The following is a 26,050-nucleotide window of genomic DNA, read 5'->3' on the forward strand; positions in this document are numbered from 1 at the left end:
CTGACACTCCGCTTCGCGAGCAGGCTCGCTCCCACATTGGGATTCGTTGGGGCATTCACACGCTGAATAGCAGACAACCCGCCATACCGAGCTATCCTTGTGCCAGCCCACTCTCGAGCAAGAGGCCGCGCACATGAGTCTTTCCTCGTTCAAGATCGCCCACAAACTGATCACCGGTGCCGCTGCCATCGAGCAACTGGCGGCGGAACTGACGCGGTTGGATGTCGACAACCCGCTGATCGTGACCGATGCGGCGCTGGTGAAGTCCGGCACCGTGGAGTTGGCGCTGCAGCATCTTGGCGGTCGCGACTACGAGATTTTCGACCGGGTCATGCCGGACCCGGAAATCGCCATCGTCGAAGACTGCATGCAAGCCTACCGCGACGGTGGCCATGACGGCCTGATCGGCCTGGGCGGCGGCAGTGCCATCGATATCGCCAAGTGCGTGGGCGTCTATGCCGGTTATCACGGCGAACTGCAAGACATGTTCGGCGTCGATCAGGTGCCGCGCAAAGGCCCGCCGATGATCGCCATCCCCACCACGGCCGGTACCGGGTCGGAAGTCACCAACGTGGCGATCCTCTCCGACAAGGCTGCACAGCTGAAGAAAGGCATCGTCAGCGATTACCTGTTGCCGGACGTGGCGCTGGTCAGCCCGCAAATGACCCTCACCTGCCCGCGGGGGGTGACCGCCGCCAGCGGTGTCGATGCGCTGGTGCACGCGATCGAGTCCTATCTGTCGCTCAATGCTTCACCGATCACCGATGCCCTGGCCATCGGCGCAATCAAACTGATCACCCGCGCACTGCCCAAGGCCTACGCCAACCCTTCGCACCTGCAAGCCCGCGAAGACATGGCCACCGCAAGCCTGATGGCGGGCATGGCGTTCGGCAATGCCGGGGTGGGGGCTGTGCACGCGCTGGCTTATCCGCTGGGCGGGCGGTTCCATGTATCCCATGGTGTGGCCAACGCGTTGCTGCTGCCTTATGTCATGGCGTGGAACAAAATGGCCTGTGTCGAACGCATGCGAGACATCGCCGACGCCATGGGCATCAAGACCGCCCATCTGAGCGACCTCGAAGCCGCGGACGAGGCGGTGCAAGCCATGGTTGCGTTGTGTGCCGCCGTTGAAATCCCCTCAGGGCTCAGCGGCTTGGGCGTGACCGAGGATGTGATCCCGTCCATGGCAGCGGAGGCTGCGGGGATAGAGCGGCTGATGCGCAACAACCCGCGGCAACTGAGCGCCGCCGATATCGAGAAGATCTACCGCGCGGCGTATTGATCGTCTGCCACGGTGGGCGCGCCAAATCTTGAGGTATACAATGCGCGCCATCGTGATTTCGCTCAAAACAGGTGCGTCATGCAGCCCTTCGCTATTGCTCCGTCGATTCTCTCCGCCGACTTCGCCCGCTTGGGCGAAGAAGTGGACAACGTTCTGGCCGCCGGGGCCGACATCGTGCACTTCGATGTCATGGACAACCATTACGTACCCAACCTGACCATCGGCCCGATGGTCTGTGCGGCGCTGCGCAAGTACGGCATCACCGCGCCGATCGACGCGCACCTGATGGTCAGCCCGGTGGATCGCATCGTCGGTGATTTCATCGAGGCAGGCGCGACCTATATCACCTTCCACCCGGAAGCCACGTTGCATGTCGACCGCTCCTTGCAGTTGATCCGCGAAGGTGGCTGCAAGGCTGGCCTGGTGTTCAACCCGGCAACGCCCTTGGATATACTCAAATACGTGATGGACAAGGTCGACATGGTCTTGCTGATGAGCGTCAACCCCGGCTTCGGCGGGCAGAAGTTCATCCCGGGCACCCTCGACAAGCTGCGCGAAGCCCGGGCGCTGATCGATGCCTCGGGGCGCGACATCCGGCTGGAGATCGACGGTGGCGTGAACGTGAACAACATCCGCGAAATCGCCGCGGCCGGCGCCGACACCTTTGTCGCCGGTTCGGCGATCTTCAATGCGCCCGACTACAAAGAGGTCATTGAGAAAATGCGCGCCGAATTGGCCCTGGCGCGCCCATGAGCGGTTTCGAGCAGCTGTTTCCCGGCAGCCTGCCGCGCCTGGTGATGTTCGACCTCGATGGCACGCTGGTTGATTCGGTCCCGGACCTCGCGGCAGCCGTGGACAGCATGCTGCTCAAACTTGGACGTCCCCCCGCTGGTATCGACGCGGTTCGCCAATGGGTTGGCAACGGCGCGCCCATGCTGGTGCGCCGGGCCCTGGCCAACCACATCGATGCCCAGAGCGTCGATGAAGCCGAGGCCGAGCGGGCGATGGAGCTTTTCAACGAAGCCTACGAAGGCAACCACGAACTGACCGTGGTCTATCCCGGAGTGCGTTCCACGCTCAAATGGCTGCACAAGCAAGGCGTGGAAATGGCGTTGATCACCAACAAGCCGGAACGCTTCGTCGCGCCGCTGCTGGACCAGATGAAAATCGGCCGATATTTTCGCTGGATCATCGGCGGCGACACCCTGCCGCAGAAAAAGCCAGACCCGGCCGCGCTGTTCTTCGTGATGAAAATGGCCAATGTCCCGGCTTCCCAATCGCTGTTCGTCGGCGACTCGCGCAGTGATGTGCTGGCGGCAAAGGCGGCCGGAGTCAAATGCGTGGCGCTGAGTTATGGCTACAACCACGGCCGGCCGATCGCCGAAGAGTTTCCGACACTGGTGATCGATGATTTGCGCCTGTTAATTCCCGGTTGCCTGGACCCGGCCGCTGAGATAACGTTGCCCGACGCTGTTCAATCCTCTTCTGGAAACGCCATCGTGGTGGTCACTCGCAAACTCTGGATGAAAGTCATGAAGGCCTTGGCCCGCTGGCGTTGGCGCGCCTGACTTGTTCCTGGCCGGTTATCCGGCGCGTTTGCATACCTGACTGACAGCTCCTCTTGCCACGAGGCACCCCATGATCCGCGAAGAATTCCTGCGTCTAGCCGCTGCCGGCTACAACCGCATCCCGCTCGCCCGCGAAACCCTGGCCGACTTCGACACGCCGTTGTCGATCTATCTCAAGCTGGCTGACCAGCCCAACTCCTATCTGCTCGAATCGGTGCAGGGCGGTGAGAAATGGGGCCGTTATTCCATCATCGGCTTGCCGTGTCGCACCGTGTTGCGGGTGCATGGCCATCACATCAGCGTGACCCAGGACGGCGTTGAGATCGAAAGCCTCGAAGCCGAAGACCCGCTGGCGTTCGTCGAGACCTTCAAGGCTCGCTACAACGTGCCGACCATCCCCGGCCTGCCCCGTTTCAACGGCGGCCTGGTGGGTTATTTCGGCTACGACTGCGTGCGCTATGTGGAGAAGCGCCTCGGCACTTGTCCCAACCCTGATCCGTTGGGCGTACCGGACATCCTGTTGATGGTCTCCGATGCGGTTGTCGTCTTCGATAACCTGGCGAGCAAGATGCACGCGATCGTCCTGGCCGATCCGTCTCAGGAAGATGCCTACGAGCAAGGTCAGAAAAGCCTGCAGGCGCTGCTGGAAAAACTCCGCCAGCCGATCACGCCACGCCCAGGCCTGGATTTCAGCAAGCAGTCGGCGACCGACCCGGTGTTCCGCTCCAGCTTCACGCAGGACGATTACGAACGGGCCGTCGATACCATCAAGGAATACATCCTCGCCGGCGATTGCATGCAAGTCGTGCCGTCGCAACGGATGTCCATCGACTTCAAGGCCGCGCCTATCGACCTCTACCGGGCGCTGCGCTGCTTCAACCCCACACCCTATATGTACTTCTTCAATTTCGGCGACTTCCACGTCGTGGGCAGTTCGCCGGAAGTGCTGGTGCGAGTCGAAGACAACCTGATCACCGTGCGTCCGATTGCCGGCACTCGTCCTCGCGGCGCCACGGAAGAAGCGGATCGGGCTCTGGAAGAAGACCTGCTGTCGGACGACAAGGAAATTGCCGAACACCTGATGCTGATCGACCTTGGCCGCAATGACACCGGGCGGGTATCGGAAGTGGGTTCGGTGAAGCTCACTGAGAAAATGGTCATCGAGCGCTATTCCAACGTGATGCACATCGTGTCCAACGTCACCGGCGAGTTGAAGGCCGGATTGACGGCCATGGATGCGTTACGGGCGATCCTGCCGGCGGGCACCTTGTCTGGCGCGCCGAAAATCCGGGCGATGGAAATCATCGACGAGCTGGAACCGGTCAAGCGCGGTGTGTACGGCGGCGCGGTGGGTTATTTCGCCTGGAACGGCAACATGGACACGGCCATCGCCATTCGTACCGCGGTCATCAAGAACGGCGAACTGCATGTACAGGCGGGCGGTGGCATTGTCGCCGACTCTGTGCCCGCATTGGAGTGGGAAGAAACCTTGAACAAGCGTCGGGCGATGTTCCGCGCCGTGGCGTTGGCGGAGCAGACTTCAGGCAACTGAATTGCTCCCCGACAACCTGTGGCCCGGAGCTTTTCGCGCTCCGAGGCCGTATTTAAAGTCAGTGAATCCAAAGGTTGCTACGCCATGTTGCTGATGATCGATAATTACGACTCCTTTACCTACAACGTTGTGCAATACCTCGGCGAGCTGGGCTCCGAGGTCAAGGTGGTGCGCAACGACGAGCTGACCATCGCCGAGATCGAGGCCCTCAAGCCCGAACGTATCGTGGTCTCGCCCGGCCCGTGCACGCCGACCGAAGCGGGCGTGTCCATCGAGGCCATCAAGTATTTCGCCGGCAAATTGCCGATCCTCGGTGTCTGCCTGGGCCACCAGTCCATCGGCCAGGCGTTCGGTGGCGACGTCGTGCGCGCCCGGCAAGTCATGCATGGCAAGACCAGCCCGGTGTTCCACCAAGACAAGGGCGTATTCGAAGGCCTGAATCATCCGCTTACGGTCACTCGCTACCATTCCCTGGTCGTCAAGCGCGAAACCTTGCCTGATTGCCTGGAATTGACCGCCTGGACCCAGCGCGAAGACGGCTCGGTGGACGAGATCATGGGACTGCGACACAAGACGTTAAATATTGAGGGTGTGCAATTCCACCCCGAGTCTATCCTCACAGAGCAGGGCCACGAGCTGTTCGCCAACTTCCTCAAACAAAGCGGCGGCACGCGCTAAGGACTTTTCATGGATATCAAGGCAGCCCTGAACCGTATCGTCGGCCAGCTCGACCTGAGCACCGATGAAATGCGCGACGTGATGCGCGAAATCATGACCGGCCAATGCACGGATGCGCAGATCGGCGCGTTCATGATGGCCATGCGCATGAAGAGCGAGAGCATCGACGAGATCGTCGGTGCAGTCACGACCATGCGTGAATTGGCGGACAAAGTTGAACTCAAGACGCTGGACGGCGTGGTGGATGTCGTGGGTACGGGGGGCGATGGCGCCAACATCTTCAACGTTTCCACGGCCTCGGCGTTTGTGGTTGCGGCAGCCGGCTGCACCGTCGCCAAACACGGCAATCGCGCTGTCTCGGGTAAGAGCGGCAGCGCCGACTTGCTGGAGGCCGCCGGTATCTACCTGAACCTGACGCCAGTCCAGGTGGCCCGGTGTATCGATAGCGTCGGCATCGGTTTCATGTTTGCCCAGACCCACCACAGCGCCATGAAGCACGCGGCGGCACCGCGCCGTGAACTGGGACTGCGCACGCTGTTCAACATGCTCGGCCCGCTTACGAATCCGGCCGGCGTGAAGCACCAGGTCGTCGGGGTATTCAGCCAGGCGCTGTGCCGCCCCTTGGCCGAGGTCCTGCAGCGCCTGGGCAGTAAACACGTATTGGTGGTCCATTCCAAGGATGGCCTGGATGAGTTCAGTCTCGCCGCGCCGACCTTCGTGGCTGAGCTGAAAAACGATCAGATCACTGAATATTGGGTCGAACCTGAAGACCTGGGCATGAAGAGCCAGAGCCTGCATGGCCTGGCGGTGGATGGACCGGCCCAGTCGCTGGAGTTGATCCGCGATGCCCTGGGACGTCGTAAAACGGAGAATGGCCAGAAAGCGGCGGAAATGATCATGCTCAACGCGGGTGCCGCGTTGTACGCCGCTGATCACGCCAGCAGCCTCAAGCAAGGCGTAGAGCTCGCCCACGATGCATTGCACACCGGGCTGGCCAGGGAAAAACTGGAAGAATTGGGCGCATTTACCGCCGTATTCAAAGTGGAGAATGAAGGATGAGCGTGCCAACGGTTCTGGAAAACATTCTGGCCCGCAAAAGGCAGGAAGTCGTCGAGCGCAGTGCCCGGGTCAGTCTGACCGAGCTTGAAGCCCTCGCACGTTTGGCGGACGCGCCACGTGGCTTTGCCCAGGCATTGATCGACCAGGCGAAGAGAAAGCAACCGGCGGTAATCGCCGAGATCAAAAAAGCTTCCCCCAGCAAGGGCGTGATCCGGGAGCATTTTGTTCCGGCCGACATTGCCAAGAGCTACGAGAAAGGCGGCGCGACCTGCCTTTCGGTGCTGACCGATGTCGATTTTTTCCAAGGCGCGGACGATTACCTCAAGCAGGCTCGGGCGGCATGCAAGTTGCCGGTCATCCGCAAGGACTTCATGATCGATCCGTATCAAATCGTCGAGGCGCGAGCGTTGGGCGCCGATTGCGTGCTGTTGATCGTCTCTGCCCTGGACGACGTGAAGATGGCCGAGTTGGCTGCGGTCGCCAAGGACGTTGGCCTGGATGTGCTGGTGGAAGTTCATGATGGCGACGAGCTGGAGCGTGCCCTCAAGACGTTGGACACCAAACTGGTTGGCGTGAACAACCGCAACCTGCACACCTTTGAAGTCAGCCTGGAGACGACCTTGGACCTGTTGCCACGGATCCCCCGTGATCGGCTGGTCATCACCGAGAGCGGCATCCTCAACCGGGCCGATGTCGAGTTGATGGAAGTCAGCGATGTGTATTCGTTCCTGGTGGGCGAGGCGTTCATGCGGGCTGAAAGCCCGGGCACGGAATTGCAGCGGTTGTTTTTCCCTGAGCGCGGCGTTCCGGTGAGCGGCTCGACGCTGGACTGATGATGCCTCCAGCCATAGCCTTCACCATTGAAAACGGACTCCACGCCGAACAGGATCTGCTGGCCAGCATCTGCGCCGGGGACGCTGAGTCCGGCTTGCTGTTCTGGCAGCCCAGTGACCGCGCATTGGTCATGCCGCGGCGCTTGAGCCGCTTGCCTGGCTTCGAGCTGGCTTGTGAAGTATCGGCCGCCAATGGGTGGCCCGTGCTGTTGCGTGAAACCGGCGGTGAGCCGGTGCCTCAATCCGCTGCCACCGTCAATATCGCGTTGGTCTACGCACCACAGAGAAGCGAGGGTGACCACGGTCGGATCGAAACCGCTTACCGCCGCTTGTGCGATCCCATCTGCCAGTTGCTCGATGAGTTGGGCGGGGTCGCTTCGCTGGGTGAAGTGGAGGGAGCGTTTTGTGACGGGCGCTTCAATGTCAATCTTGACGGTCGCAAGATGGTCGGCACTGCGCAGCGCTGGCGCCAGAGCAAGGGCGGGCAACGGCCTGTAGGGCTGGTGCATGGCGCGTTGTTGCTGGAAGACGAACGCGACTGCATGGTGGCTGCGGTCAATCGTTTCAATGAGGCGTGTGGCCTGGAGCAGCGCGTGCGCGCCGAGAGCCACATCGCCCTCCATGAAAAATACCCGGCGCCTCACGCGCTGGAACGGCTCCAAACGCTCTATCAGAACTTGCTCGACAGCCTTTAGCGGGTTCCGAACACCACCATGGTCTTGCCTTTGACATTGACCAGGTTACGTTCTTCCAGATCCTTGAGTACCCGGCCGACCATTTCCCGCGAACAGCCCACGATCCGACCGATTTCCTGGCGGGTCACCTTGATCTGCATGCCGTCCGGATGAGTCATGGCGTCGGGTTGCTTGCACAGTTCCAGGAGGCAGCGGGCAACGCGGCCTGTTACATCAAAGAAGGCGAGGTCGCCGACCTTGCGAGTGGTGTTGCGCAAGCGCTGTGCGATTTGTCCACTTAGGACGTAGAGGATGTCCGGGTCTTGCTGCGACAGTTCCCGGAACTTGCCGTAACTGATTTCCGCAACTTCGCATTCGACCTTGGCTCTCACCCAGGCACTGCGTTCCTGCTCTTTCCCCGCCTGTTCGAACAACCCTAGCTCGCCAAAAAAATCCCCTGAATTGAGGTAGGCGATGATCATCTCTCGCCCATCGTCATCTTCAATCAGGATAGTGACCGAGCCCTTGATGATAAAAAACAGCGTGTCGGAACGATCACCTGCGCAGATGATGTTGTGCTTGGCGGGGTAACGGCGACGCTGGCAATGCATCAAGAGTTTGTCGAGATTCTTGATCTTGGACGTGGGAGTAATAGCAACCATGGTTGTGTCCCGGAAAACTGCGCTTTGTGTTGGTTTGGTGTTGTTGTGGGTGCGAATAGCTTTCGCAAAAAAAGCTGGCCATACGCCAGCGATTGGGCGCCAGCTTAACAGAGGCGTTCAAAATTGATTCGAGAATTTACTTAGCTGTATCAGCTCCAAGTAACGCCAGGCGACCGCTGCCATGACGGGGCCCTGTGCTAAGCTGGCGCCCCCTTTTTTTGACAGTGGAGTCTTGGCGATGAAGGCACGCATCCAATGGGCTGGCGAAGCCATGTTCCTCGGTGAGTCGGGCAGTGGTCATGTAGTTGTCATGGACGGCCCGCCGGATGCCGGAGGTCGGAACCTGGGTGTTCGACCAATGGAAATGCTTCTGCTGGGTGTGGGTGGCTGCAGTAATTTCGACGTGGTCAGCATCCTCAAGAAGTCGCGCCAGGCAGTGGAAAGCTGCGAAGCTTTTCTGGAAGCCGAGCGCGCGACCGAGGATCCAAAGGTGTTCACCAAGATCCATATGCATTTTGTAGTAAAGGGCCGAGGGTTGAAGGAGGCCCAGGTCAAGCGCGCCATTGAGCTGTCGGCGGAGAAATACTGCTCGGCCTCGATCATGCTCGGTGCGGCAGGCGTCGAAATCACCCATGATTATGAAATCATCGAGTTGGGTTAAATCGACATCCAACCATCACAAAAGCGGTGCAAGCTCTGGCGATCAGAAGCTGACGTCTGCATAATGCGCCACTTTTTTCAGGGCAGTGATCGGCCAGAGGCCGCTCACTTGTCTGGACAGACAACCAAAATCGCCATCGCGAAGAGGTGTTAACCGTCCTACGCAGGTGCGTCGTTCGCATCTGACGGGCATGCTTGATCACGCGGCCAGGCCGCAATACACAGAGAGTTTTCAAACGGTGAAAAGCAAACTCAAGCTCCATGGGTTCAATAACCTGACAAAGACCTTGAGCTTCAACATCTATGACATCTGCTATGCGGAAACCCCGCAAGACCAACAGGCCTACGTCGAGTACATCAATAAAGAGTACAACGCCAAGCGCCTCACGCAGATCCTCACGGAAGTTGTCGATATCATTGGTGCCAACATCCTGAACATCGCCAGTCAGGACTATGAACCCCAAGGCGCCAGCGTGACCATTCTGATCTCGGAAGAGCCGGTGACACCGACCGACAGCCAGATCGAAGAGTCGCCGGGCCCGTTGCCTGAAATTATCCTGGCCCACCTCGATAAGAGCCACATCACGGTACACACCTACCCGGAAATTCATCCGGTGGACGGTATCGCGACGTTCCGAGTGGACATTGATGTGTCGACCTGTGGCGTCATTTCACCGCTCAAGGCGCTCAACTTCCTGATTCACCAGTTCGATTCCGACATTGTGACGGTGGATTATCGTGTGCGTGGGTTTACCCGGGACGTGGAAGGGCACAAGCACTTCATCGATCATGAAATCAACTCGATCCAGAACTACCTCTCCGAAGACACTCGCGACGCGTACCAGATGACCGACGTGAACGTGTATCAGGAGAACCTGTTCCACACGAAAATGCTCCTCAAGGACTTCGAACTGGACAACTACCTGTTCGGTGACGCCACCAGCAACCTGTCCATCGAACAGCGTGGCCAGGTGGAAGAGCGCGTGAAACACGAAATGCTGGAGATCTTCTACGCGCGCAACATGCCGCGCTAAGGTTTCGGCTGAAAAAAAGGCGACTGCCCTGAATGGACAGTCGCCTTTTTTGGTTTTGAAGGTTTGGTTCCGCGTCCGCTGTCAGATCCGATAGGTGCTCTTGGTCATCACTTTGGCCAACAAGCTCATGCCGAATTTGACGGGGGCCGGGAATCGGAAGCCGCCTGCATCGAGCGCGCTTTCAGCATGATGTTCTTCGTCCTGGCGCATCTGTTCGAGAATCGCCCTGGACTTTTCGTCCTCGGCCGGCAATTGCTGCAAATGTTCGTTCAGGTGCTTGCACACTTGATGTTCGGTTGCCGCTACGAATCCGAGGCTGACCTTGTCGCTGATCAACCCGGCGACTGCGCCGATCCCGAAAGACATGCCGTAGAACAAGGGATTCAGCACGCTGGTGTGGCTTCCCAGTTGGTGGATACGTTGCTCGCACCAGACCAGGTGATCGATTTCTTCCTCGGCGGCCTGTTCCATCGCCTCCCGGACCTGCGGCAGTTTCGCCGTCAGCGCCTGGCCCTGGTATAGGGCCTGGGCGCAAACTTCGCCGGTGTGGTTGATGCGCATCAGCCCAGCGACATGGCGAGTCTCTTCATCGCTCATCTGCACTTCCGGCTGCACGATTGCCGGTGATGGGCGGTACGGTTGGCCACTGAAAGGCAGCAGCGTGCGCATCGCGGTATCGGCCTGCAGCAACAGACGGTCAATGGGCGAGTAGTGACGTTGGGTAGTCATGCTTACCTCCGGAAAAAATCACGGCGGCCAGTCTAACTCAATCGGCCGCTGAGGATTTGCGTTGGGGCAGGGTATCAACCCGGCGGCCAGTTCATCTGGCGCTGTCCCAGCACGTGCATATGGATGTGATAGACAGTCTGCCCGCCAAGTTCATTACAGTTCATCACTACGCGGAAGCCTTCCTCGCAGCCAAGTTCGAGCGCCAGGCGCTGGGCGGTGAACAGGATGTGCCCGGCCAGTCCCTTGTCTTCCTCGGTCAGGTCGTTGAGGGTTCGGATCGGCTTTTTCGGAATGACCAGGAAGTGCACCGGAGCCTGTGGGGCAATGTCATGGAAGGCCAGGACCTGATCATCCTCGTAAATGATCCTGGCCGGGATTTCCCGGTTGATGATCTTGGTAAACAGAGTATCCACAGCTGTTTCTCCGTTGAGTTGTTTGAGCCAAGTTTACTGAAGGCTCGGTCATCGAGCCCGGGTTTTTCAGGGGAAGGGGCTTCAACGTGAGTAACAGGCTCTGTTGGATCGGCCGGCAAGGATTCGAACCAGCCAGCGCGGCCCGAGTCGTGGCAGCAGGGCAATCCAGCGATTGCGGCGCCCAGGAATGATGATGGCCCGGTTTCTTTCCAGTGCGCGGACGGCGTACAGCGCGACCTCCTCAGGGGGCATCGAGTTGCTAGTGCTGCGCAGCGTCTTCCCGTCGGGCTGGGCCTTGCTAAAAAAGGCAGTTTGGGTGGGGCCTGGGCAAAGTACGGATACGTTGATTGCGTATTTCTTCAGCTCTATTCGAAGGGCTTCGGAGAAGTGCAATACATAGGCTTTGCTGGCGTGATAGGTGCTCATCCAGGGGCCAGGCTGGAACGCTGCGATAGAAGCAACGTTGAGAATCTGACCGCCTCCGTGCAACGCCATGCTATTGCCTACGGCATGACAAAGGCGGGTCAGGGCAAGGATGTTCACCTCGATCAGGTCTTGCTCGGTCATCCAGTCCTGGCCCAGGAACGGACCGCAGGTGCTGATGCCGGCGCAGTTGACCAGCAGGTCGATCTGGCGTTCACCTTCCTCCAGCTCGAGCAGGAAACCTGAAAGCCGCAGGGGCTCGCTCAGGTCGCAGGCCCGAAACAAAACCTCCACGCCAAATCGTTGGGTCAGTTCGATCGCAATGCTTTCCAGCCGATCGCGCTGTCGAGCTACCAGTAACAGGTTGCGCCCGCGCCGAGCCAGTGCTTCGGCCATGGCCAGGCCGATACCACTGGAGGCGCCAGTGATCAGAGCGTAACGGGTCATGCAGTTCTCCATCGCAACGGCTTCGCGCCGGTGGATGGGGCAGTCACCGGCACGAAGTACGCTTATTGTTCCTCTTCTTCTTGATAGTCTACAGAAGGCGAGGCGGGCTCCGCTGCCTCGACGGCGGGTTCTTCGGCGCTCTGGTCGCTGTATTCGCTGCTCTCATAGCTGCTTACGTCGCTGCTGTCGTAATCCTGGAGGGCTCCGAAGATGCCGGCAAACGTGGCCATGAAAATCAACACGATCATCACCAGCCAGAGCGACGCAAGTACTTTGACTGCCGTGGTATTGCGTGGCGGAGGTGGGCCGTATTGGTTCGCGCCGGTATTGCCCGGGGCGATGATGAGGATGAACGGGAAAATACTGCCCACGAAAGGCACGAGGTTGATCAGCCACAACCAACCTGACCAGCCGAGGTCATGCAGGCGCTGGACGTTGAACTGGATACTCACGAAGGCAAAAGCCAGCACAACCACGGCAGCGACCAGGCCGCCGACGATCAGCCCCGCTATCGAATCGGAAGCGAGCAGCCAGGTCGTGGCGAGCCAGAATCCCAGGCCGACCAGCGGCAGGACGGCCAGAGTCAAAACCATGGTCCATGCCAGGTAGCGCAGGCGCCCGATACGGCCTTCGAAACTGAAGGGCTTGAGCGTGCCGTACTCGGCGAATGCTTCACCTACCTGTGCCCGGGGAGGCGCGTAGGGAGAGACTGGGTCGATCACCGACTCGGGATGACGCGCACTCGACTGGGGCGATTCCTGCACTTCGCCAAGGTTCAGTTGGAGGGACGGTTCCGTTTCGATCCGTGCATCGATCCCGGTTTTATGGAGCGCTTCCAGATACTGCTGCGCTTCATTCTGGGAGAGGTTGTGCTTCAGGGACACTTTGCGACCGCTGAACAGACGTTCTATGGCACTGACATCGCTTTTGAACAGTTCGGCGAGATTGAGCTTGGCGGTAGTTGTATCGACGCCAGGCAGCAAAGCCCCGTCGAATACAATGTTGAAGCGGTTTTCGCTCATGCCTGGCATCCTTGTCTTTCCAAGTTGTATTTGTGGTTGGTTTCAGCGGGGCCATTGGCCGCCAAGCTGTGCCGCCCGCGCTTGCGCCTGGCGGTATTCTTCATCCAGGCGTGCGATCAGTTGGTCGACGCTTGGCAAATCATCGATCTCGCCCACGCCTTGACCTGCGGACCATACGGTTTTCCAGGCCTTGGCTTCATCATTGAGCGGTTTGAGTTTCGAATCGGAGCCCGACGCACCCTTGCCTTGCAGGGCCGCCAGGTCGAAGCCGGCACTTTCCAGGCTCTGGCGCATGAAACTGGCCGGCACTCCAGATACAGCGGGAGTATGCACGATGTCCGCGGCTTTGGATGTGAGCAACATCTCTTTATAAGCGTCGGACGCGTGACTTTCGATCGTGCCGATAAAGCGCGTTCCGAAGTAGGCCAGATCCGCGCCGAGCATTTGAGCCGCCAGGATCTGATGGCCGTGGTTCAAGCATCCTGCGAGTAGCAGGGTTTTATCAAAGAATTGCCGGATTTCCGCAACCAGTGCGAACGGGCTCCAGGTCCCGGCATGCCCACCCGCACCGGCCGCGACGGCAATCAGGCCGTCGACGCCTGCTTCGGCGGCTTTTTCGGCATGGCGGCGAGTCGTCACATCGTGGAAGACCAGTCCGCCATAGCCATGGACCGCATCGACCAGTTCTTTCACTGCACCCAGGCTGGTGATGACGATCGGCACCTTGTGTTCGATGCAGATCGCCAGGTCGGCCTGAAGCCGTGGATTACTGTTATGGACGATCAGATTGACCGCGTAGGGGGCCGGTTTTTCCAGCTTGGCCAAGCCCGCTTCGATTTCTTCCAACCACGCCTTGAAGCCGCTGCTCTCGCGTTGGTTCAAGGCCGGAAAGCTGCCGACTACACCGTTGCGACAGCAGGCCAGCACCAATTGGGGGTTGGAAATGAGAAACATGGGTGCTGCCACGACGGGCAGCCGCAGACGTTGTTCAAGCAAGGCGGGCAGTGACATTGGAGGTACCCCGGGTCAGTGTGCGTTTGAAATCAGAACGGCCGGACCACGACGAGAATTACGATAGCCAGCAATATCACGACCGGTATTTCATTGAACCAGCGATAAAAGACATGGCTGCGGGTGTTTTCGCCACGGGCGAAGCGCTTCACCTGGGCTCCACACATGTGGTGATAACCGATCAGTAATACCACCAGGGTGAGCTTGGCGTGCATCCAGCCGCCTTGAGTGAAGTAGGCGCCGGCGTTAAGGCTGAGCAGCCAGATGCCAAACACCAGGGTAGCGATCATCGCCGGACCCATGATGCCGCGATACAACTTGCGTTCCATGATGCTGAAGCGTTCCTTGCTGACGCTGTCTTCGCTTTGGGCGTGATAGACAAACAGGCGAGGCAGATAGAACAGGCCGGCAAACCAGCAGACCATGCTGACGATGTGAAGTGCTTTGAGCCACAGATAGAGCATTTTTGGTTATTCCCAGATTCACGGTAGGCCGATAGTAGAGGTTAGAGCGGCCACACGTCACCTTGGCGGTTGTCGCGGCGACGCGTGCCCCCTATCATCGACGGCTTTCCAGTGGGTTCGTTGAGGGCAGGTCTATGGTCAAGGTCGGTATTGTCGGCGGCACGGGTTACACCGGTGTCGAACTGCTGCGTCTGCTGGCACAGCATCCGCAGGTTGAGGTAGTGGTCATCACCTCCCGATCCGAGGCCGGCCTGGCCGTCGCCGACCTGTATCCGAACCTGCGTGGTCATTATGATGGCCTGGCATTCAGTGTTCCGGATATCAAGACCCTTGGCGCCTGCGATGTGGTGTTCTTCGCCACCCCCCACGGCGTGGCTCACGCGCTGGCAGGCGAATTGCTCGCCGCCGGAACCAAGGTCATCGATCTGTCAGCGGACTTCCGCCTGCAGGACGCCGACGAATGGGCCAAGTGGTACGGCCAGCCTCACGGCGCGCCGGAGCTGCTTGACGAGGCGGTCTATGGGCTGCCGGAAGTCAATCGGGAGAAAATCAGGCAGGCACGGCTGATCGCTGTCCCTGGTTGCTACCCGACTGCAACGCAACTGGGGTTCCTGCCGCTGCTGGAAGCCGGCCTTGCAGATACCTCGCGGCTGATTGCCGACTGCAAGTCGGGTGTCAGCGGTGCCGGGCGTGGCGCCAGTGTCGGTTCGCTGTATTCCGAAACGTCGGAAAGCATGAAGGCCTACGCGGTGAAGGGGCACCGCCACCTGCCGGAGATTCGCCAAGGGTTGCGCCGGGCAGCGGGCAAGGATGTCGGCCTGACCTTCGTGCCGCACCTGACACCGATGATACGTGGTATCCATTCCACCCTGTATGCGACCGTCGTCGACCGTTCGGTGGACCTGCAGGCGTTGTTTGAAAAGCGTTACGCCAATGAGCCGTTTGTCGACGTAATGCCCGCCGGCAGCCACCCTGAGACCCGCAGCGTGCGTGGTGCGAACGTTTGCCGGATTGCCGTGCATCGTCCGCAGGATGGCGACCTGGTAGTGGTATTGTCGGTCATCGACAACTTGGTCAAGGGTGCGTCCGGCCAGGCAGTGCAGAACCTGAACATCCTGTTAGGCCTGGATGAACGCCTGGGCCTGTCCCACGCAGGGATGTTGCCGTAACCGCAACTGCAAGCTTCACCGCGGCAGCTATAGGCTCGGGCTTGTAGCTGCCGTTGCTTTTCTAATAGTTGACCAATTTTGTAGGAGAAGCGGATAATGCCCGCCATCACGCATTATGGCGGCGTAAGCGCCGGGAGATATTCAGCATGAGCGTCGAAACCTTCACCCCCACGGCTTTGCAATTCACCCAAGGTGCCGCGCACAAGGTGAAGAGCCTGGTCGATGAAGAGGGCAATGATCGTTTGAAGCTGCGCGTATTTGTAACGGGTGGCGGTTGTTCAGGTTTCCAGTACGGCTTCACTTTTGATGAAGAAGTGGCTGAGGATGACACTATTGTCGAGCGCGAAGGCGTGAGCCTGGTGGTCGATCCGATGAGCTTCCAGTATCTGGCCGGGGCCGAGGTGGATTACCAGGAGGGCCTGGAAGGGTCGCGTTTCGTGATCAAGAATCCAAACGCTACCACTACTTGTGGCTGCGGCTCTTCATTCTCGATCTGATAGCTTCATAAAAAAACCGCGGGTGCCTTACGGCACTGCGGTTTTTTGTTGCCTGCAATTTTGACCTCAGGCCGGGTAGATAGCGCCGAGAACGCGCAGGCCGCGGGCGCCTGTGACGCTTGGGCGATTGCCTGGAATACCGCCAAGGCAGCAATGGGCAAGCCAGGCGAAGGCCATGGCTTCGACCCAATCCGGATCAACGCCGTAAACTGCAGTACTGTTGACGGTAGCATGCGGCAGCAAGTCAGCCAGGCGCTTCATGAGCGTGTGGTTGTGCGCGCCGCCGCCGCAGACCAACAACTCTTGGGTATTTGACTGGGCATGTTGCAGTGATTCAACAATCGTCAGGGCAGTGAGTTCGAGCAGCGTGGCCTGTACGTCTTGCGGGGCGATGCCTGGCAGCTGCGACAGATGCCGGGTCAGCCAAGGCAAGTTGAAGACTTCACGCCCGGTGCTTTTCGGCCCCTTGGTGACGAAGAACGGGTCGCTGAGCAGGGTCTTCAGCAGGACTGGTTCGACTTTCCCGCTGGCGGCCCATTGGCCATCGCGATCGAAGTGCTCGCCTCGTTGTTGAAGTATCCAGGCATCGAGCAATACGTTCCCCGGACCGCAGTCGAAACCGGCTACGGGTTTCGCGGGCTCTATCAGGCTGAGATTGCTGAAGCCGCCGACGTTCAGAACGGCGCGATTACCGACTCGCTCTTCAAACAGCGCCTCGTGAAACGCAGGAACGAGTGGGGCGCCTTGTCCGCCAGCAGCCACATCACGGCTGCGGAAATCGCTAACGACGGTGATGCCGGTCAACTCAGTCAGCAATGCTGGATTGCCGATCTGCACGGTAAATCCACGGGCCGGCTCATGGCGAATGGTCTGGCCATGGCTGCCAATTGCCGTGATGTCCGCCGGCTTGAGTTTCTGTTCGTTGAGTAAGGCGTGTATGCCCTGTGCGGCCAGCTTTACCCAGTTTTGCTGGGCAATCGCCGAGCGAGCAATCTCGTCGGGCCCGCTGGTGCACAATTCGAGCAGCTCGGTGCGCAGGGCGGTGGGCATGGGGATGTAGTGGGTGGCGATCAATTTGATCGCCGGCTCCAGTTCAACCAGTGCGATATCCAAGCCATCCAGGCTGGTCCCGGACATCACACCGATATAAAGCGCCATGACTTAGCGCTTGCTCGAGGCTAGCATCGTGGCTTTCTCTTGATCCATGCGAGCCATCAAGGGTTGGCTCTGAGCCAAGAAGCGCATGCGCTCGGCCTTGGCAATCGGATCGGCCATCGGCAGTTTCTGGCCAAGCGGGTCGACGTGGATGCCGTTGACCTGGAACTCATAATGCAAGTGCGGACCGGTGGACAGGCCGGTGGTGCCAATATAGCCGATGACTTGGCCTTGCTTGACGGTGCCGCCCGTTTTCACGCCTTTGGCAAATCCCTGCATGTGACCGTACAGCGTGCGATAGGTATTGCCGTGCTGGATGATCACCGTATTGCCATACCCGCCGCGACGTCCGGCCAGCAGTACCTTTCCATCACCGGCAGCCTTGATTGGCGTACCGCGAGGAGCAGCGTAATCGACACCTTTGTGGGCGCGGATCTTGTTCAGGATCGGATGCTTGCGACCGGCGGAAAACTTCGAGCTGATGCGGGCGAAATCAACCGGTGTGCGGATGAATGCCTTGCGCATGCTGTTGCCGTCGGCGGTGTAGTAACTGCTATTGCCTTGTTTGTTGGTGTAGCGCACCGCGGTGTAGGTTTTTCCACGGTTGGTGAAGCGCGCGGAAAGAATCGGGCCGTTGCCGACGCTCTTCCCATTTACCATCTTCTGTTCATAGATGACGTCAAATTCGTCACCCTGGCGAATGTCCTGGGCAAAGTCGATGTCGTAGCCAAACACATTGGCCATGTCCATGGTCAGACTATGGGAAAGGCCGGCGCGCGCTGCCGACTGAGACAACGAACTGTTGATGACGCCATGAACGTAGGCTGAGCGAACGGTAGGTTTGGCGGTGACGCGGTTGAACACATAACCCTTGTCGTTCTTGGTCAGGGTGATGGTTTCCAGATCGCTCAGCTTGGTGTGCAGGTTGGTCAGTTGGCCTTCTGGATCGAGTTCGAATTCCAGCTTCTGGCCGCGTTGCAGTTGGGCGAATTGTTTGGCTTGCTTGTCGCTGGCCAGGATTTCATGGACGGCAGTCGGGGGCAGGCCGACCTTTTCAAAAAGGGTAGAGAGCGTGTCGCCTTTCGCAACGATCACTTCGCGATGGTCCGGTCCTTTCTGTTCTTCTGCGACAGGTGCTGCAGCCTGGGCAGTATCTTCCGGGCTGTTTTCAATCTGCGCAAAAGGAGAGGCGGCCGGTTCGTTTGTGGCCTGAACGGCTTCGGCGGCGTCTTGTTCTTGTGTCAGTTGTTCAGCAGGGCTTTCCAGTTCGAGACTCAAAGTCGTCTTTTTGGCTTCAACATCGCTGGAGGGAAACACCAGGAGCGCCAGGCTAAGGAGGGCTGCGATGCCACTTGCAGCAAGCAGGTGGGTCTTCGGGTAAAGCGGCGGCGCTTTAGACGGTTCTGAGGTCATAAGTAATTTTGACTTTTAAAAAATGAATTGGAAAAGATGAATGACATGATGAAGATGAAATAACTGTATAAAATATAACCAAAACCCCTGCGAAGCAAGCCCGCGAGCCTTCTGTTCTGTTGGATGGGCTTCCTCATGCCCGGCAAACCTTGTATTTGGTGCGCGATCTTGTATGGTTGGGGCCCTTTGAATCTGAGCCTTACGGGTCTGTTATGAAGTCGGTTGAAGAGCAGCTAGCGCTGATCAAACGTGGTGCGGAAGAACTGTTGGTCGAGTCCGAGCTGATCGAAAAGCTCAAGCGCGGGCAGCCGCTGCGCATCAAGGCTGGTTTCGATCCGACGGCGCCTGACCTGCACCTTGGCCATACCGTGCTTATCAATAAGCTGCGCCAGTTCCAGGACCTTGGGCACCAGGTCATCTTTCTTATAGGTGACTTCACCGGGATGATCGGTGATCCGAGCGGGAAGAGCGCGACACGCCCACCGTTGACCCGTGAGCAGGTTCTCGACAACGCGGAAACCTACAAGACTCAGGTTTTCAAGATTCTTGACCCCGCCAAGACTGAGGTGGCTTTCAACTCTACTTGGATGGATCAGATGGGGCCGGCTGATTTCATTCGCCTGACTTCCCAATACACTGTCGCTCGCATGCTCGAGCGTGATGATTTCGACAAGCGCTACACAACCAACCAGCCAATCGCCATTCATGAGTTTCTCTACCCGCTCGTGCAGGGTTATGACTCGGTCGCGTTGCGCGCGGACGTTGAGCTTGGCGGAACCGACCAGAAGTTCAACCTGTTGATGGGGCGTGAACTTCAGCGCGGTTATGGCCAGGAGGCGCAGTGCATCCTGACCATGCCTTTGCTGGAAGGGCTCGATGGCGTGAAGAAGATGTCCAAGTCCCTGGGCAACTACGTAGGCATCCAGGAAGCGCCAGGCGTCATGTATGGCAAATTGGTCTCTATTCCTGATGTTCTGATGTGGCGTTATTTCGAGCTGTTGAGTTTCCGGTCCATGGACGAGATCAATGGGTTCCGTGCGGATGTGGAGGCTGGGACGAATCCGCGTGACATCAAGATCAAGTTGGCCGAGGAAATCGTTGCGCGTTTCCATGGTGAGGAGGCTGCGGCCAATGCTCATCGTGCAGCAGGTAATCGCATGAAAGATGGTGAGTTGCCGGATGATTTGCCTGAGGTCGAGTTGATCGCCGCTGAGGATATGCCGATCGCTGCGGTGCTTAATAAGGCAGGTTTGGTCAAGAATGCCGCAATGGCGCGGGATCTCCTGGGTTCGGGAGGTGTGCGTATAGATGGTGAGGTGGTGGATCGCGCCTACATATATAAGCTGGGTTCTACTCATGTGTGCCAGGCCGGCAAGAAGGCTTTCGCACGTATTACGCTGAAATCTGCGTAAAGCTGAAAATAACGGTTGACGGCAAATTCTGGATGTCTATAATTCGCCCCACTTCCGGCGCAGTCGAAACGGAAAACTCCTTGAGTTTCAATGAGTTAACCAAGTTTCGGTAAGTGCTTCGCTTCAGTTCATCGAAGCGCGGAAGGAGTGGATAGGCCGGTTTGTTGGGCGCTATCGACGGTTCGATCCTCTCGGTCGAAAGCGGTAAAAAAGAGGTGTTGACAGCAGCGAGTAACGCTGTAGAATTCGCCTCCCGCTAACGAGAGATCGAAAGCGCAAGTGGTTGAAGTTGTTAAGGATTTCCAAGCGAAACTTTGAAAACTTCTTAAAATAACCGCTTGACAGATACACGGGGCGCTGTAGAATGCGCGCCTCGGTTGAGACGAAAGGCTCAACCCACCGCTCTTTAACAACTGAATCAAGCAATTCGTGTGGGTGCTTGTGGAGTCAGACTGCTAGTCAACAGATTATCAGCATCACAAGTTGCTCCGCGAGAAATCAAAGATGTAACCAACGATTGCTGAGCCAAGTTTAGGGTTTTCTCAAAACCCAAAGATGTTTGAACTGAAGAGTTTGATCATGGCTCAGATTGAACGCTGGCGGCAGGCCTAACACATGCAAGTCGAGCGGCAGCACGGGTACTTGTACCTGGTGGCGAGCGGCGGACGGGTGAGTAATGCCTAGGAATCTGCCTGGTAGTGGGGGATAACGCTCGGAAACGGACGCTAATACCGCATACGTCCTACGGGAGAAAGCAGGGGACCTTCGGGCCTTGCGCTATCAGATGAGCCTAGGTCGGATTAGCTAGTTGGTGAGGTAATGGCTCACCAAGGCGACGATCCGTAACTGGTCTGAGAGGATGATCAGTCACACTGGAACTGAGACACGGTCCAGACTCCTACGGGAGGCAGCAGTGGGGAATATTGGACAATGGGCGAAAGCCTGATCCAGCCATGCCGCGTGTGTGAAGAAGGTCTTCGGATTGTAAAGCACTTTAAGTTGGGAGGAAGGGCATTAACCTAATACGTTAGTGTTTTGACGTTACCGACAGAATAAGCACCGGCTAACTCTGTGCCAGCAGCCGCGGTAATACAGAGGGTGCAAGCGTTAATCGGAATTACTGGGCGTAAAGCGCGCGTAGGTGGTTCGTTAAGTTGGATGTGAAATCCCCGGGCTCAACCTGGGAACTGCATTCAAAACTGTCGAGCTAGAGTATGGTAGAGGGTGGTGGAATTTCCTGTGTAGCGGTGAAATGCGTAGATATAGGAAGGAACACCAGTGGCGAAGGCGACCACCTGGACTGATACTGACACTGAGGTGCGAAAGCGTGGGGAGCAAACAGGATTAGATACCCTGGTAGTCCACGCCGTAAACGATGTCAACTAGCCGTTGGGAGCCTTGAGCTCTTAGTGGCGCAGCTAACGCATTAAGTTGACCGCCTGGGGAGTACGGCCGCAAGGTTAAAACTCAAATGAATTGACGGGGGCCCGCACAAGCGGTGGAGCATGTGGTTTAATTCGAAGCAACGCGAAGAACCTTACCAGGCCTTGACATCCAATGAACTTTCCAGAGATGGATTGGTGCCTTCGGGAGCATTGAGACAGGTGCTGCATGGCTGTCGTCAGCTCGTGTCGTGAGATGTTGGGTTAAGTCCCGTAACGAGCGCAACCCTTGTCCTTAGTTACCAGCACGTTATGGTGGGCACTCTAAGGAGACTGCCGGTGACAAACCGGAGGAAGGTGGGGATGACGTCAAGTCATCATGGCCCTTACGGCCTGGGCTACACACGTGCTACAATGGTCGGTACAGAGGGTTGCCAAGCCGCGAGGTGGAGCTAATCCCACAAAACCGATCGTAGTCCGGATCGCAGTCTGCAACTCGACTGCGTGAAGTCGGAATCGCTAGTAATCGCGAATCAGAATGTCGCGGTGAATACGTTCCCGGGCCTTGTACACACCGCCCGTCACACCATGGGAGTGGGTTGCACCAGAAGTAGCTAGTCTAACCTTCGGGGGGACGGTTACCACGGTGTGATTCATGACTGGGGTGAAGTCGTAACAAGGTAGCCGTAGGGGAACCTGCGGCTGGATCACCTCCTTAATCGACGACAGCAGCGGCTCCATGAGCTCCCACACGAATTGCTTGATTCATTGAAGAAGACGATAGAAGCAGCTTTAAGCTCCAAGCTGATAGCTCACAGCTAACAGTTACAAGCTCGAAATTGGGTCTGTAGCTCAGTTGGTTAGAGCGCACCCCTGATAAGGGTGAGGTCGGCAGTTCGAATCTGCCCAGACCCACCAATTTTGTTATGGGGCCATAGCTCAGCTGGGAGAGCGCCTGCCTTGCACGCAGGAGGTCAGCGGTTCGATCCCGCTTGGCTCCACCATAAACTGCTTCTGAAAGCTTAGAAATGAGCGTTCCATCCGCTGGATGGTGAATGTTGATTTCTAGTCTTTTGATTAGATCGTTCTTTAAAAATTTGGGTATGTGATAGAAAGATAGACTGAACGTTACTTTCACTGGTAACGGATCAGGCTAAGGTAAAATTTGTGAGTGGCTCTTAGAGCCAGATCGAATTTTCGGCGAATGTCGTCTTCACAGTATAACCAGATTGCTTGGGGTTATATGGTCAAGTGAAGAAGCGCATACGGTGGATGCCTTGGCAGTCAGAGGCGATGAAAGACGTGGTAGCCTGCGAAAAGCTTCGGGGAGTCGGCAAACAGACTGTGATCCGGAGATGTCTGAATGGGGGAACCCAGCCATCATAAGATGGCTATCTTGTACTGAATACATAGGTGCAAGAAGCGAACCAGGGGAACTGAAACATCTAAGTACCCTGAGGAAAAGAAATCAACCGAGATTCCCTTAGTAGTGGCGAGCGAACGGGGACTAGCCCTTAAGCTTCTTTGATTTTAGCGGAACGCTCTGGAAAGTGCGGCCATAGTGGGTGATAGCCCTGTACGCGAAAGGATCTTAGAAGTGAAATCGAGTAGGACGGAGCACGAGAAACTTTGTCTGAATATGGGGGGACCATCCTCCAAGGCTAAATACTACTGACTGACCGATAGTGAACTAGTACCGTGAGGGAAAGGCGAAAAGAACCCCGGAGAGGGGAGTGAAATAGATCCTGAAACCGTATGCGTACAAGCAGTGGGAGCCCACTTTGTTGGGTGACTGCGTACCTTTTGTATAATGGGTCAGCGACTTATTTTCAGTGGCGAGCTTAACCGAATAGGGGAGGCGTAGCGAAAGCGAGTCTTAATAGGGCGTCTAGTCGCTGGGAATAGACCCGAAACCGGGCGATCTATCCATGGGCAGGTTGAAGGTTAGGTAACACTGACTGGAGGACCGAACCGACTACCGTTGAAAAGTTAGCGGATGACCTGTGGATCGGAGTGAAAGGCTAATCAAGCTCGGAGATAGCTGGTTCTCCTCGAAAGCTATTTAGGTAGCGCCTCATGTATCACTGTAGGGGGTAGAGCACTGTTTCGGCTAGGGGGTCATCCCGACTTACCAAACCGATGCAAACTCCGAATACCTACAAGTGCCGAGCATGGGAGACACACGGCGGGTGCTAACGTCCGTCGTGAAAAGGGAAACAACCCAGACCGTCAGCTAAGGTCCCAAAGTTATGGTTAAGTGGGAAACGATGTGGGAAGGCTTAGACAGCTAGGAGGTTGGCTTAGAAGCAGCCACCCTTTAAAGAAAGCGTAATAGCTCACTAGTCGAGTCGGCCTGCGCGGAAGATGTAACGGGGCTCAAACCATACACCGAAGCTACGGGTATCACGTAAGTGATGCGGTAGAGGAGCGTTCTGTAAGCCTGTGAAGGTGAGTTGAGAAGCTTGCTGGAGGTATCAGAAGTGCGAATGCTGACATGAGTAACGACAATGGGTGTGAAAAACACCCACGCCGAAAGACCAAGGTTTCCTGCGCAACGTTAATCGACGCAGGGTTAGTCGGTCCCTAAGGCGAGGCTGAAAAGCGTAGTCGATGGAAAACAGGTTAATATTCCTGTACTTCTGGTTATTGCGATGGAGGGACGGAGAAGGCTAGGCCAGCTTGGCGTTGGTTGTCCAAGTTTAAGGTGGTAGGCTGAGATCTTAGGTAAATCCGGGATCTTAAGGCCGAGAGCTGATGACGAGTTACCCTTTGGGTGACGAAGTGGTTGATGCCATGCTTCCAAGAAAAGCTTCTAAGCTTCAGGTAACCAGGAACCGTACCCCAAACCGACACAGGTGGTTGGGTAGAGAATACCAAGGCGCTTGAGAGAACTCGGGTGAAGGAACTAGGCAAAATGGCACCGTAACTTCGGGAGAAGGTGCGCCGGTGAGGGTGAAGCACTTGCTGCGTAAGCCCACGCCGGTCGAAGATACCAGGCCGCTGCGACTGTTTATTAAAAACACAGCACTCTGCAAACACGAAAGTGGACGTATAGGGTGTGACGCCTGCCCGGTGCCGGAAGGTTAATTGATGGGGTTAGCTAACGCGAAGCTCTTGATCGAAGCCCCGGTAAACGGCGGCCGTAACTATAACGGTCCTAAGGTAGCGAAATTCCTTGTCGGGTAAGTTCCGACCTGCACGAATGGCGTAACGATGGCGGCGCTGTCTCCACCCGAGACTCAGTGAAATTGAAATCGCTGTGAAGATGCAGTGTATCCGCGGCTAGACGGAAAGACCCCGTGAACCTTTACTATAGCTTTGCACTGGACTTTGAATTTGCTTGTGTAGGATAGGTGGGAGGCTTTGAAGCGTGGACGCCAGTCTGCGTGGAGCCATCCTTGAAATACCACCCTGGCAACTTTGAGGTTCTAACTCAGGTCCGTTATCCGGATCGAGGACAGTGTATGGTGGGTAGTTTGACTGGGGCGGTCTCCTCCTAAAGAGTAACGGAGGAGTACGAAGGTGCGCTCAGACCGGTCGGAAATCGGTCGTAGAGTATAAAGGCAAAAGCGCGCTTGACTGCGAGACAGACACGTCGAGCAGGTACGAAAGTAGGTCTTAGTGATCCGGTGGTTCTGTATGGAAGGGCCATCGCTCAACGGATAAAAGGTACTCCGGGGATAACAGGCTGATACCGCCCAAGAGTTCATATCGACGGCGGTGTTTGGCACCTCGATGTCGGCTCATCACATCCTGGGGCTGAAGCCGGTCCCAAGGGTATGGCTGTTCGCCATTTAAAGTGGTACGCGAGCTGGGTTTAGAACGTCGTGAGACAGTTCGGTCCCTATCTGCCGTGGACGTTTGAGATTTGAGAGGGGCTGCTCCTAGTACGAGAGGACCGGAGTGGACGAACCTCTGGTGTTCCGGTTGTCACGCCAGTGGCATTGCCGGGTAGCTATGTTCGGAAAAGATAACCGCTGAAAGCATCTAAGCGGGAAACTTGCCTCAAGATGAGATCTCACTGGAGCCTTGAGCTCCCTGAAGGGCCGTCGAAGACTACGACGTTGATAGGCAGGGTGTGTAAGCGCTGTGAGGCGTTGAGCTAACCTGTACTAATTGCCCGTGAGGCTTGACCATATAACACCCAAGCAATTTGTAGACTCGAAAGAGGCCAGATTGCGGTGTTGTGAAGACGAAACGAACCGAAAGTTCGAGATACTCACAAAACAACACGCTATCACATACCCATTCGCTGGAACGTGACCGCAAGGCACGCGCTGGCTACCGAATTTCTTGACGACCATAGAGCATTGGAACCACCTGATCCCATCCCGAACTCAGAAGTGAAACGATGCATCGCCGATGGTAGTGTGGGGTTTCCCCATGTGAGAGTAGGTCATCGTCAAGATTAAATTCCGAAACCCCTATCTGCTGACGCAGGTAGGGGTTTTGTTTTTGCGCCTGGTAAAGCCGTTTCGAGTTTCTATGCAACAGTCCTGTGCATGGCTATC

At 57.2% G+C, this 26,050-nt stretch carries 22 protein-coding genes, 2 tRNA genes and 3 rRNA genes; 18 read left to right on the forward strand and 9 right to left on the reverse strand.

The window, feature by feature from the left end:
- The first annotated feature begins 133 nt into the window (after nucleotides 1-133).
- From J3P81_RS02555 to J3P81_RS02590, 8 genes are all read left to right on the forward strand, one after another.
- Nucleotides 134-1,282, forward strand: a complete 1,149-nt coding sequence (locus J3P81_RS02555; RefSeq protein WP_434562012.1) for an iron-containing alcohol dehydrogenase — start codon at nucleotides 134-136, stop codon at nucleotides 1,280-1,282.
- 78 nt (nucleotides 1,283-1,360) lie between these two features.
- The gene (rpe, locus tag J3P81_RS02560) at nucleotides 1,361-2,035 is read left to right on the forward strand and encodes a ribulose-phosphate 3-epimerase (protein ID WP_434562014.1); all 675 of its coding nucleotides are present in this window, start codon (nucleotides 1,361-1,363) and stop codon (nucleotides 2,033-2,035) included.
- Nucleotides 2,032-2,850 (forward strand): phosphoglycolate phosphatase, encoded by an 819-nt coding sequence (locus J3P81_RS02565; protein WP_434562016.1) that lies wholly within the window; start codon nucleotides 2,032-2,034, stop codon nucleotides 2,848-2,850. The genes rpe and J3P81_RS02565 overlap by 4 nt, the downstream gene beginning before the upstream one ends.
- Nucleotides 2,851-2,920: 70 nt before the next feature.
- Nucleotides 2,921-4,402, forward strand: a complete 1,482-nt coding sequence (gene trpE / locus J3P81_RS02570) for an anthranilate synthase component I (protein WP_434562018.1) — start codon at nucleotides 2,921-2,923, stop codon at nucleotides 4,400-4,402.
- An 84-nt stretch (nucleotides 4,403-4,486) separates the two neighbouring features.
- Complete coding sequence (locus tag J3P81_RS02575; protein ID WP_420764857.1) at nucleotides 4,487-5,080, forward strand: aminodeoxychorismate/anthranilate synthase component II; 594 nt, start codon at nucleotides 4,487-4,489, stop codon at nucleotides 5,078-5,080.
- A 9-nt stretch (nucleotides 5,081-5,089) separates the two neighbouring features.
- Nucleotides 5,090-6,139, forward strand: coding sequence for an anthranilate phosphoribosyltransferase (trpD, locus tag J3P81_RS02580; protein ID WP_420764856.1), 1,050 nt, complete (start codon nucleotides 5,090-5,092; stop codon nucleotides 6,137-6,139).
- Nucleotides 6,136-6,972, forward strand: coding sequence for an indole-3-glycerol phosphate synthase TrpC (trpC, locus tag J3P81_RS02585; RefSeq protein WP_434562020.1), 837 nt, complete (start codon nucleotides 6,136-6,138; stop codon nucleotides 6,970-6,972). The genes trpD and trpC overlap by 4 nt, the downstream gene beginning before the upstream one ends.
- A gap of 2 nt (nucleotides 6,973-6,974) precedes the next feature.
- Nucleotides 6,975-7,667 carry a lipoate--protein ligase family protein gene (locus J3P81_RS02590; protein WP_434562022.1) on the forward strand — a complete coding sequence of 231 codons (693 nt, stop codon included), beginning with the start codon at nucleotides 6,975-6,977 and terminating at the stop codon, nucleotides 7,665-7,667.
- On the opposite strand, the gene crp is transcribed toward J3P81_RS02590, so the two are convergent.
- Entirely contained in the window at nucleotides 7,664-8,308 is a 645-nt protein-coding gene (gene crp / locus J3P81_RS02595) for a cAMP-activated global transcriptional regulator CRP (protein ID WP_420764853.1), read from the reverse strand. The two genes, J3P81_RS02590 and crp, sit on opposite strands and share 4 nt — an antisense overlap.
- Before the next feature lie 238 nt (nucleotides 8,309-8,546).
- Between crp and J3P81_RS02600 the strand changes: the two genes are divergently transcribed.
- Together J3P81_RS02600 and speD are read left to right on the forward strand one after the other, a co-directional pair.
- Nucleotides 8,547-8,969 carry an OsmC family protein gene (locus J3P81_RS02600; protein WP_008061600.1) on the forward strand — a complete coding sequence of 141 codons (423 nt, stop codon included), beginning with the start codon at nucleotides 8,547-8,549 and terminating at the stop codon, nucleotides 8,967-8,969.
- Nucleotides 8,970-9,207: 238 nt separating this feature from the next.
- The gene (gene speD, locus J3P81_RS02605) at nucleotides 9,208-10,002 is read left to right on the forward strand and encodes an adenosylmethionine decarboxylase (RefSeq protein ID WP_039590886.1); all 795 of its coding nucleotides are present in this window, start codon (nucleotides 9,208-9,210) and stop codon (nucleotides 10,000-10,002) included.
- Nucleotides 10,003-10,083: 81 nt separating this feature from the next.
- Here speD and coq7 read toward each other — a convergent pair whose 3' ends face one another.
- The 6 genes from coq7 to hemJ all read right to left on the reverse strand — a co-directional run bounded on the left by coq7 (nucleotide 10,084) and on the right by hemJ (nucleotide 14,511).
- Nucleotides 10,084-10,731, reverse strand: coding sequence for a 2-polyprenyl-3-methyl-6-methoxy-1,4-benzoquinone monooxygenase (gene coq7 / locus J3P81_RS02610; protein ID WP_420764852.1), 648 nt, complete (start codon nucleotides 10,729-10,731; stop codon nucleotides 10,084-10,086).
- A 74-nt stretch (nucleotides 10,732-10,805) separates the two neighbouring features.
- Nucleotides 10,806-11,144, reverse strand: coding sequence for a histidine triad nucleotide-binding protein (locus J3P81_RS02615; RefSeq protein WP_305498431.1), 339 nt, complete (start codon nucleotides 11,142-11,144; stop codon nucleotides 10,806-10,808).
- Nucleotides 11,145-11,225: 81 nt separating this feature from the next.
- Nucleotides 11,226-12,014 carry an SDR family NAD(P)-dependent oxidoreductase gene (locus J3P81_RS02620; RefSeq protein ID WP_434562024.1) on the reverse strand — a complete coding sequence of 263 codons (789 nt, stop codon included), beginning with the start codon at nucleotides 12,012-12,014 and terminating at the stop codon, nucleotides 11,226-11,228.
- Nucleotides 12,015-12,076: 62 nt separating this feature from the next.
- Nucleotides 12,077-13,036 carry a DUF805 domain-containing protein gene (locus J3P81_RS02625; protein WP_420764849.1) on the reverse strand — a complete coding sequence of 320 codons (960 nt, stop codon included), beginning with the start codon at nucleotides 13,034-13,036 and terminating at the stop codon, nucleotides 12,077-12,079.
- A gap of 42 nt (nucleotides 13,037-13,078) precedes the next feature.
- Nucleotides 13,079-14,047 carry an NAD(P)H-dependent flavin oxidoreductase gene (locus tag J3P81_RS02630; RefSeq protein WP_434562026.1) on the reverse strand — a complete coding sequence of 323 codons (969 nt, stop codon included), beginning with the start codon at nucleotides 14,045-14,047 and terminating at the stop codon, nucleotides 13,079-13,081.
- Nucleotides 14,048-14,079: 32 nt separating this feature from the next.
- Nucleotides 14,080-14,511, reverse strand: a complete 432-nt coding sequence (hemJ, locus tag J3P81_RS02635; RefSeq protein ID WP_434562028.1) for a protoporphyrinogen oxidase HemJ — start codon at nucleotides 14,509-14,511, stop codon at nucleotides 14,080-14,082.
- Nucleotides 14,512-14,645: 134 nt separating this feature from the next.
- Between hemJ and argC the strand changes: the two genes are divergently transcribed.
- Both argC and erpA read left to right on the forward strand, forming a co-directional pair.
- Nucleotides 14,646-15,680 (forward strand): N-acetyl-gamma-glutamyl-phosphate reductase, encoded by a 1,035-nt coding sequence (gene argC / locus J3P81_RS02640; protein ID WP_434562030.1) that lies wholly within the window; start codon nucleotides 14,646-14,648, stop codon nucleotides 15,678-15,680.
- 146 nt (nucleotides 15,681-15,826) lie between these two features.
- Nucleotides 15,827-16,177, forward strand: coding sequence for an iron-sulfur cluster insertion protein ErpA (erpA, locus tag J3P81_RS02645; protein WP_420764845.1), 351 nt, complete (start codon nucleotides 15,827-15,829; stop codon nucleotides 16,175-16,177).
- Between the two features lie 66 nt (nucleotides 16,178-16,243).
- Here erpA and J3P81_RS02650 read toward each other — a convergent pair whose 3' ends face one another.
- Complete coding sequence (locus tag J3P81_RS02650) at nucleotides 16,244-17,335, reverse strand: anhydro-N-acetylmuramic acid kinase (protein ID WP_420764844.1); 1,092 nt, start codon at nucleotides 17,333-17,335, stop codon at nucleotides 16,244-16,246.
- Nucleotides 17,336-17,338: 3 nt separating this feature from the next.
- The gene (locus tag J3P81_RS02655; RefSeq protein ID WP_434562032.1) at nucleotides 17,339-18,745 is read right to left on the reverse strand and encodes a peptidoglycan DD-metalloendopeptidase family protein; all 1,407 of its coding nucleotides are present in this window, start codon (nucleotides 18,743-18,745) and stop codon (nucleotides 17,339-17,341) included.
- Between the two features lie 212 nt (nucleotides 18,746-18,957).
- On the opposite strand from J3P81_RS02655, the gene tyrS reads away from it, so the two are divergent.
- The 6 genes from tyrS (at nucleotide 18,958) to rrf (ending at nucleotide 25,947) form a co-directional block, all read left to right on the forward strand.
- Nucleotides 18,958-20,157 carry a tyrosine--tRNA ligase gene (gene tyrS, locus J3P81_RS02660; RefSeq protein ID WP_434562034.1) on the forward strand — a complete coding sequence of 400 codons (1,200 nt, stop codon included), beginning with the start codon at nucleotides 18,958-18,960 and terminating at the stop codon, nucleotides 20,155-20,157.
- Nucleotides 20,158-20,718: 561 nt separating this feature from the next.
- Nucleotides 20,719-22,257 (forward strand): 16S ribosomal RNA (locus J3P81_RS02665).
- A gap of 123 nt (nucleotides 22,258-22,380) precedes the next feature.
- A tRNA-Ile gene (locus tag J3P81_RS02670) sits at nucleotides 22,381-22,457 on the forward strand.
- 10 nt (nucleotides 22,458-22,467) lie between these two features.
- A tRNA-Ala gene (locus J3P81_RS02675) sits at nucleotides 22,468-22,543 on the forward strand.
- 241 nt (nucleotides 22,544-22,784) lie between these two features.
- Nucleotides 22,785-25,676 (forward strand): 23S ribosomal RNA (locus J3P81_RS02680).
- A 155-nt stretch (nucleotides 25,677-25,831) separates the two neighbouring features.
- Nucleotides 25,832-25,947: ribosomal RNA gene (gene rrf / locus J3P81_RS02685) — 5S ribosomal RNA — on the forward strand.
- Together the 16S, 23S and 5S rRNA genes with 2 tRNA genes alongside form the textbook arrangement of a ribosomal RNA operon.
- Nucleotides 25,948-26,050 lie beyond the last annotated feature (103 nt).

The organism is Pseudomonas sp. R1-6 (assembly GCF_051132115.1).
In the GTDB taxonomy this organism is placed as follows: Bacteria; Pseudomonadota; Gammaproteobacteria; order Pseudomonadales; family Pseudomonadaceae; genus Aquipseudomonas.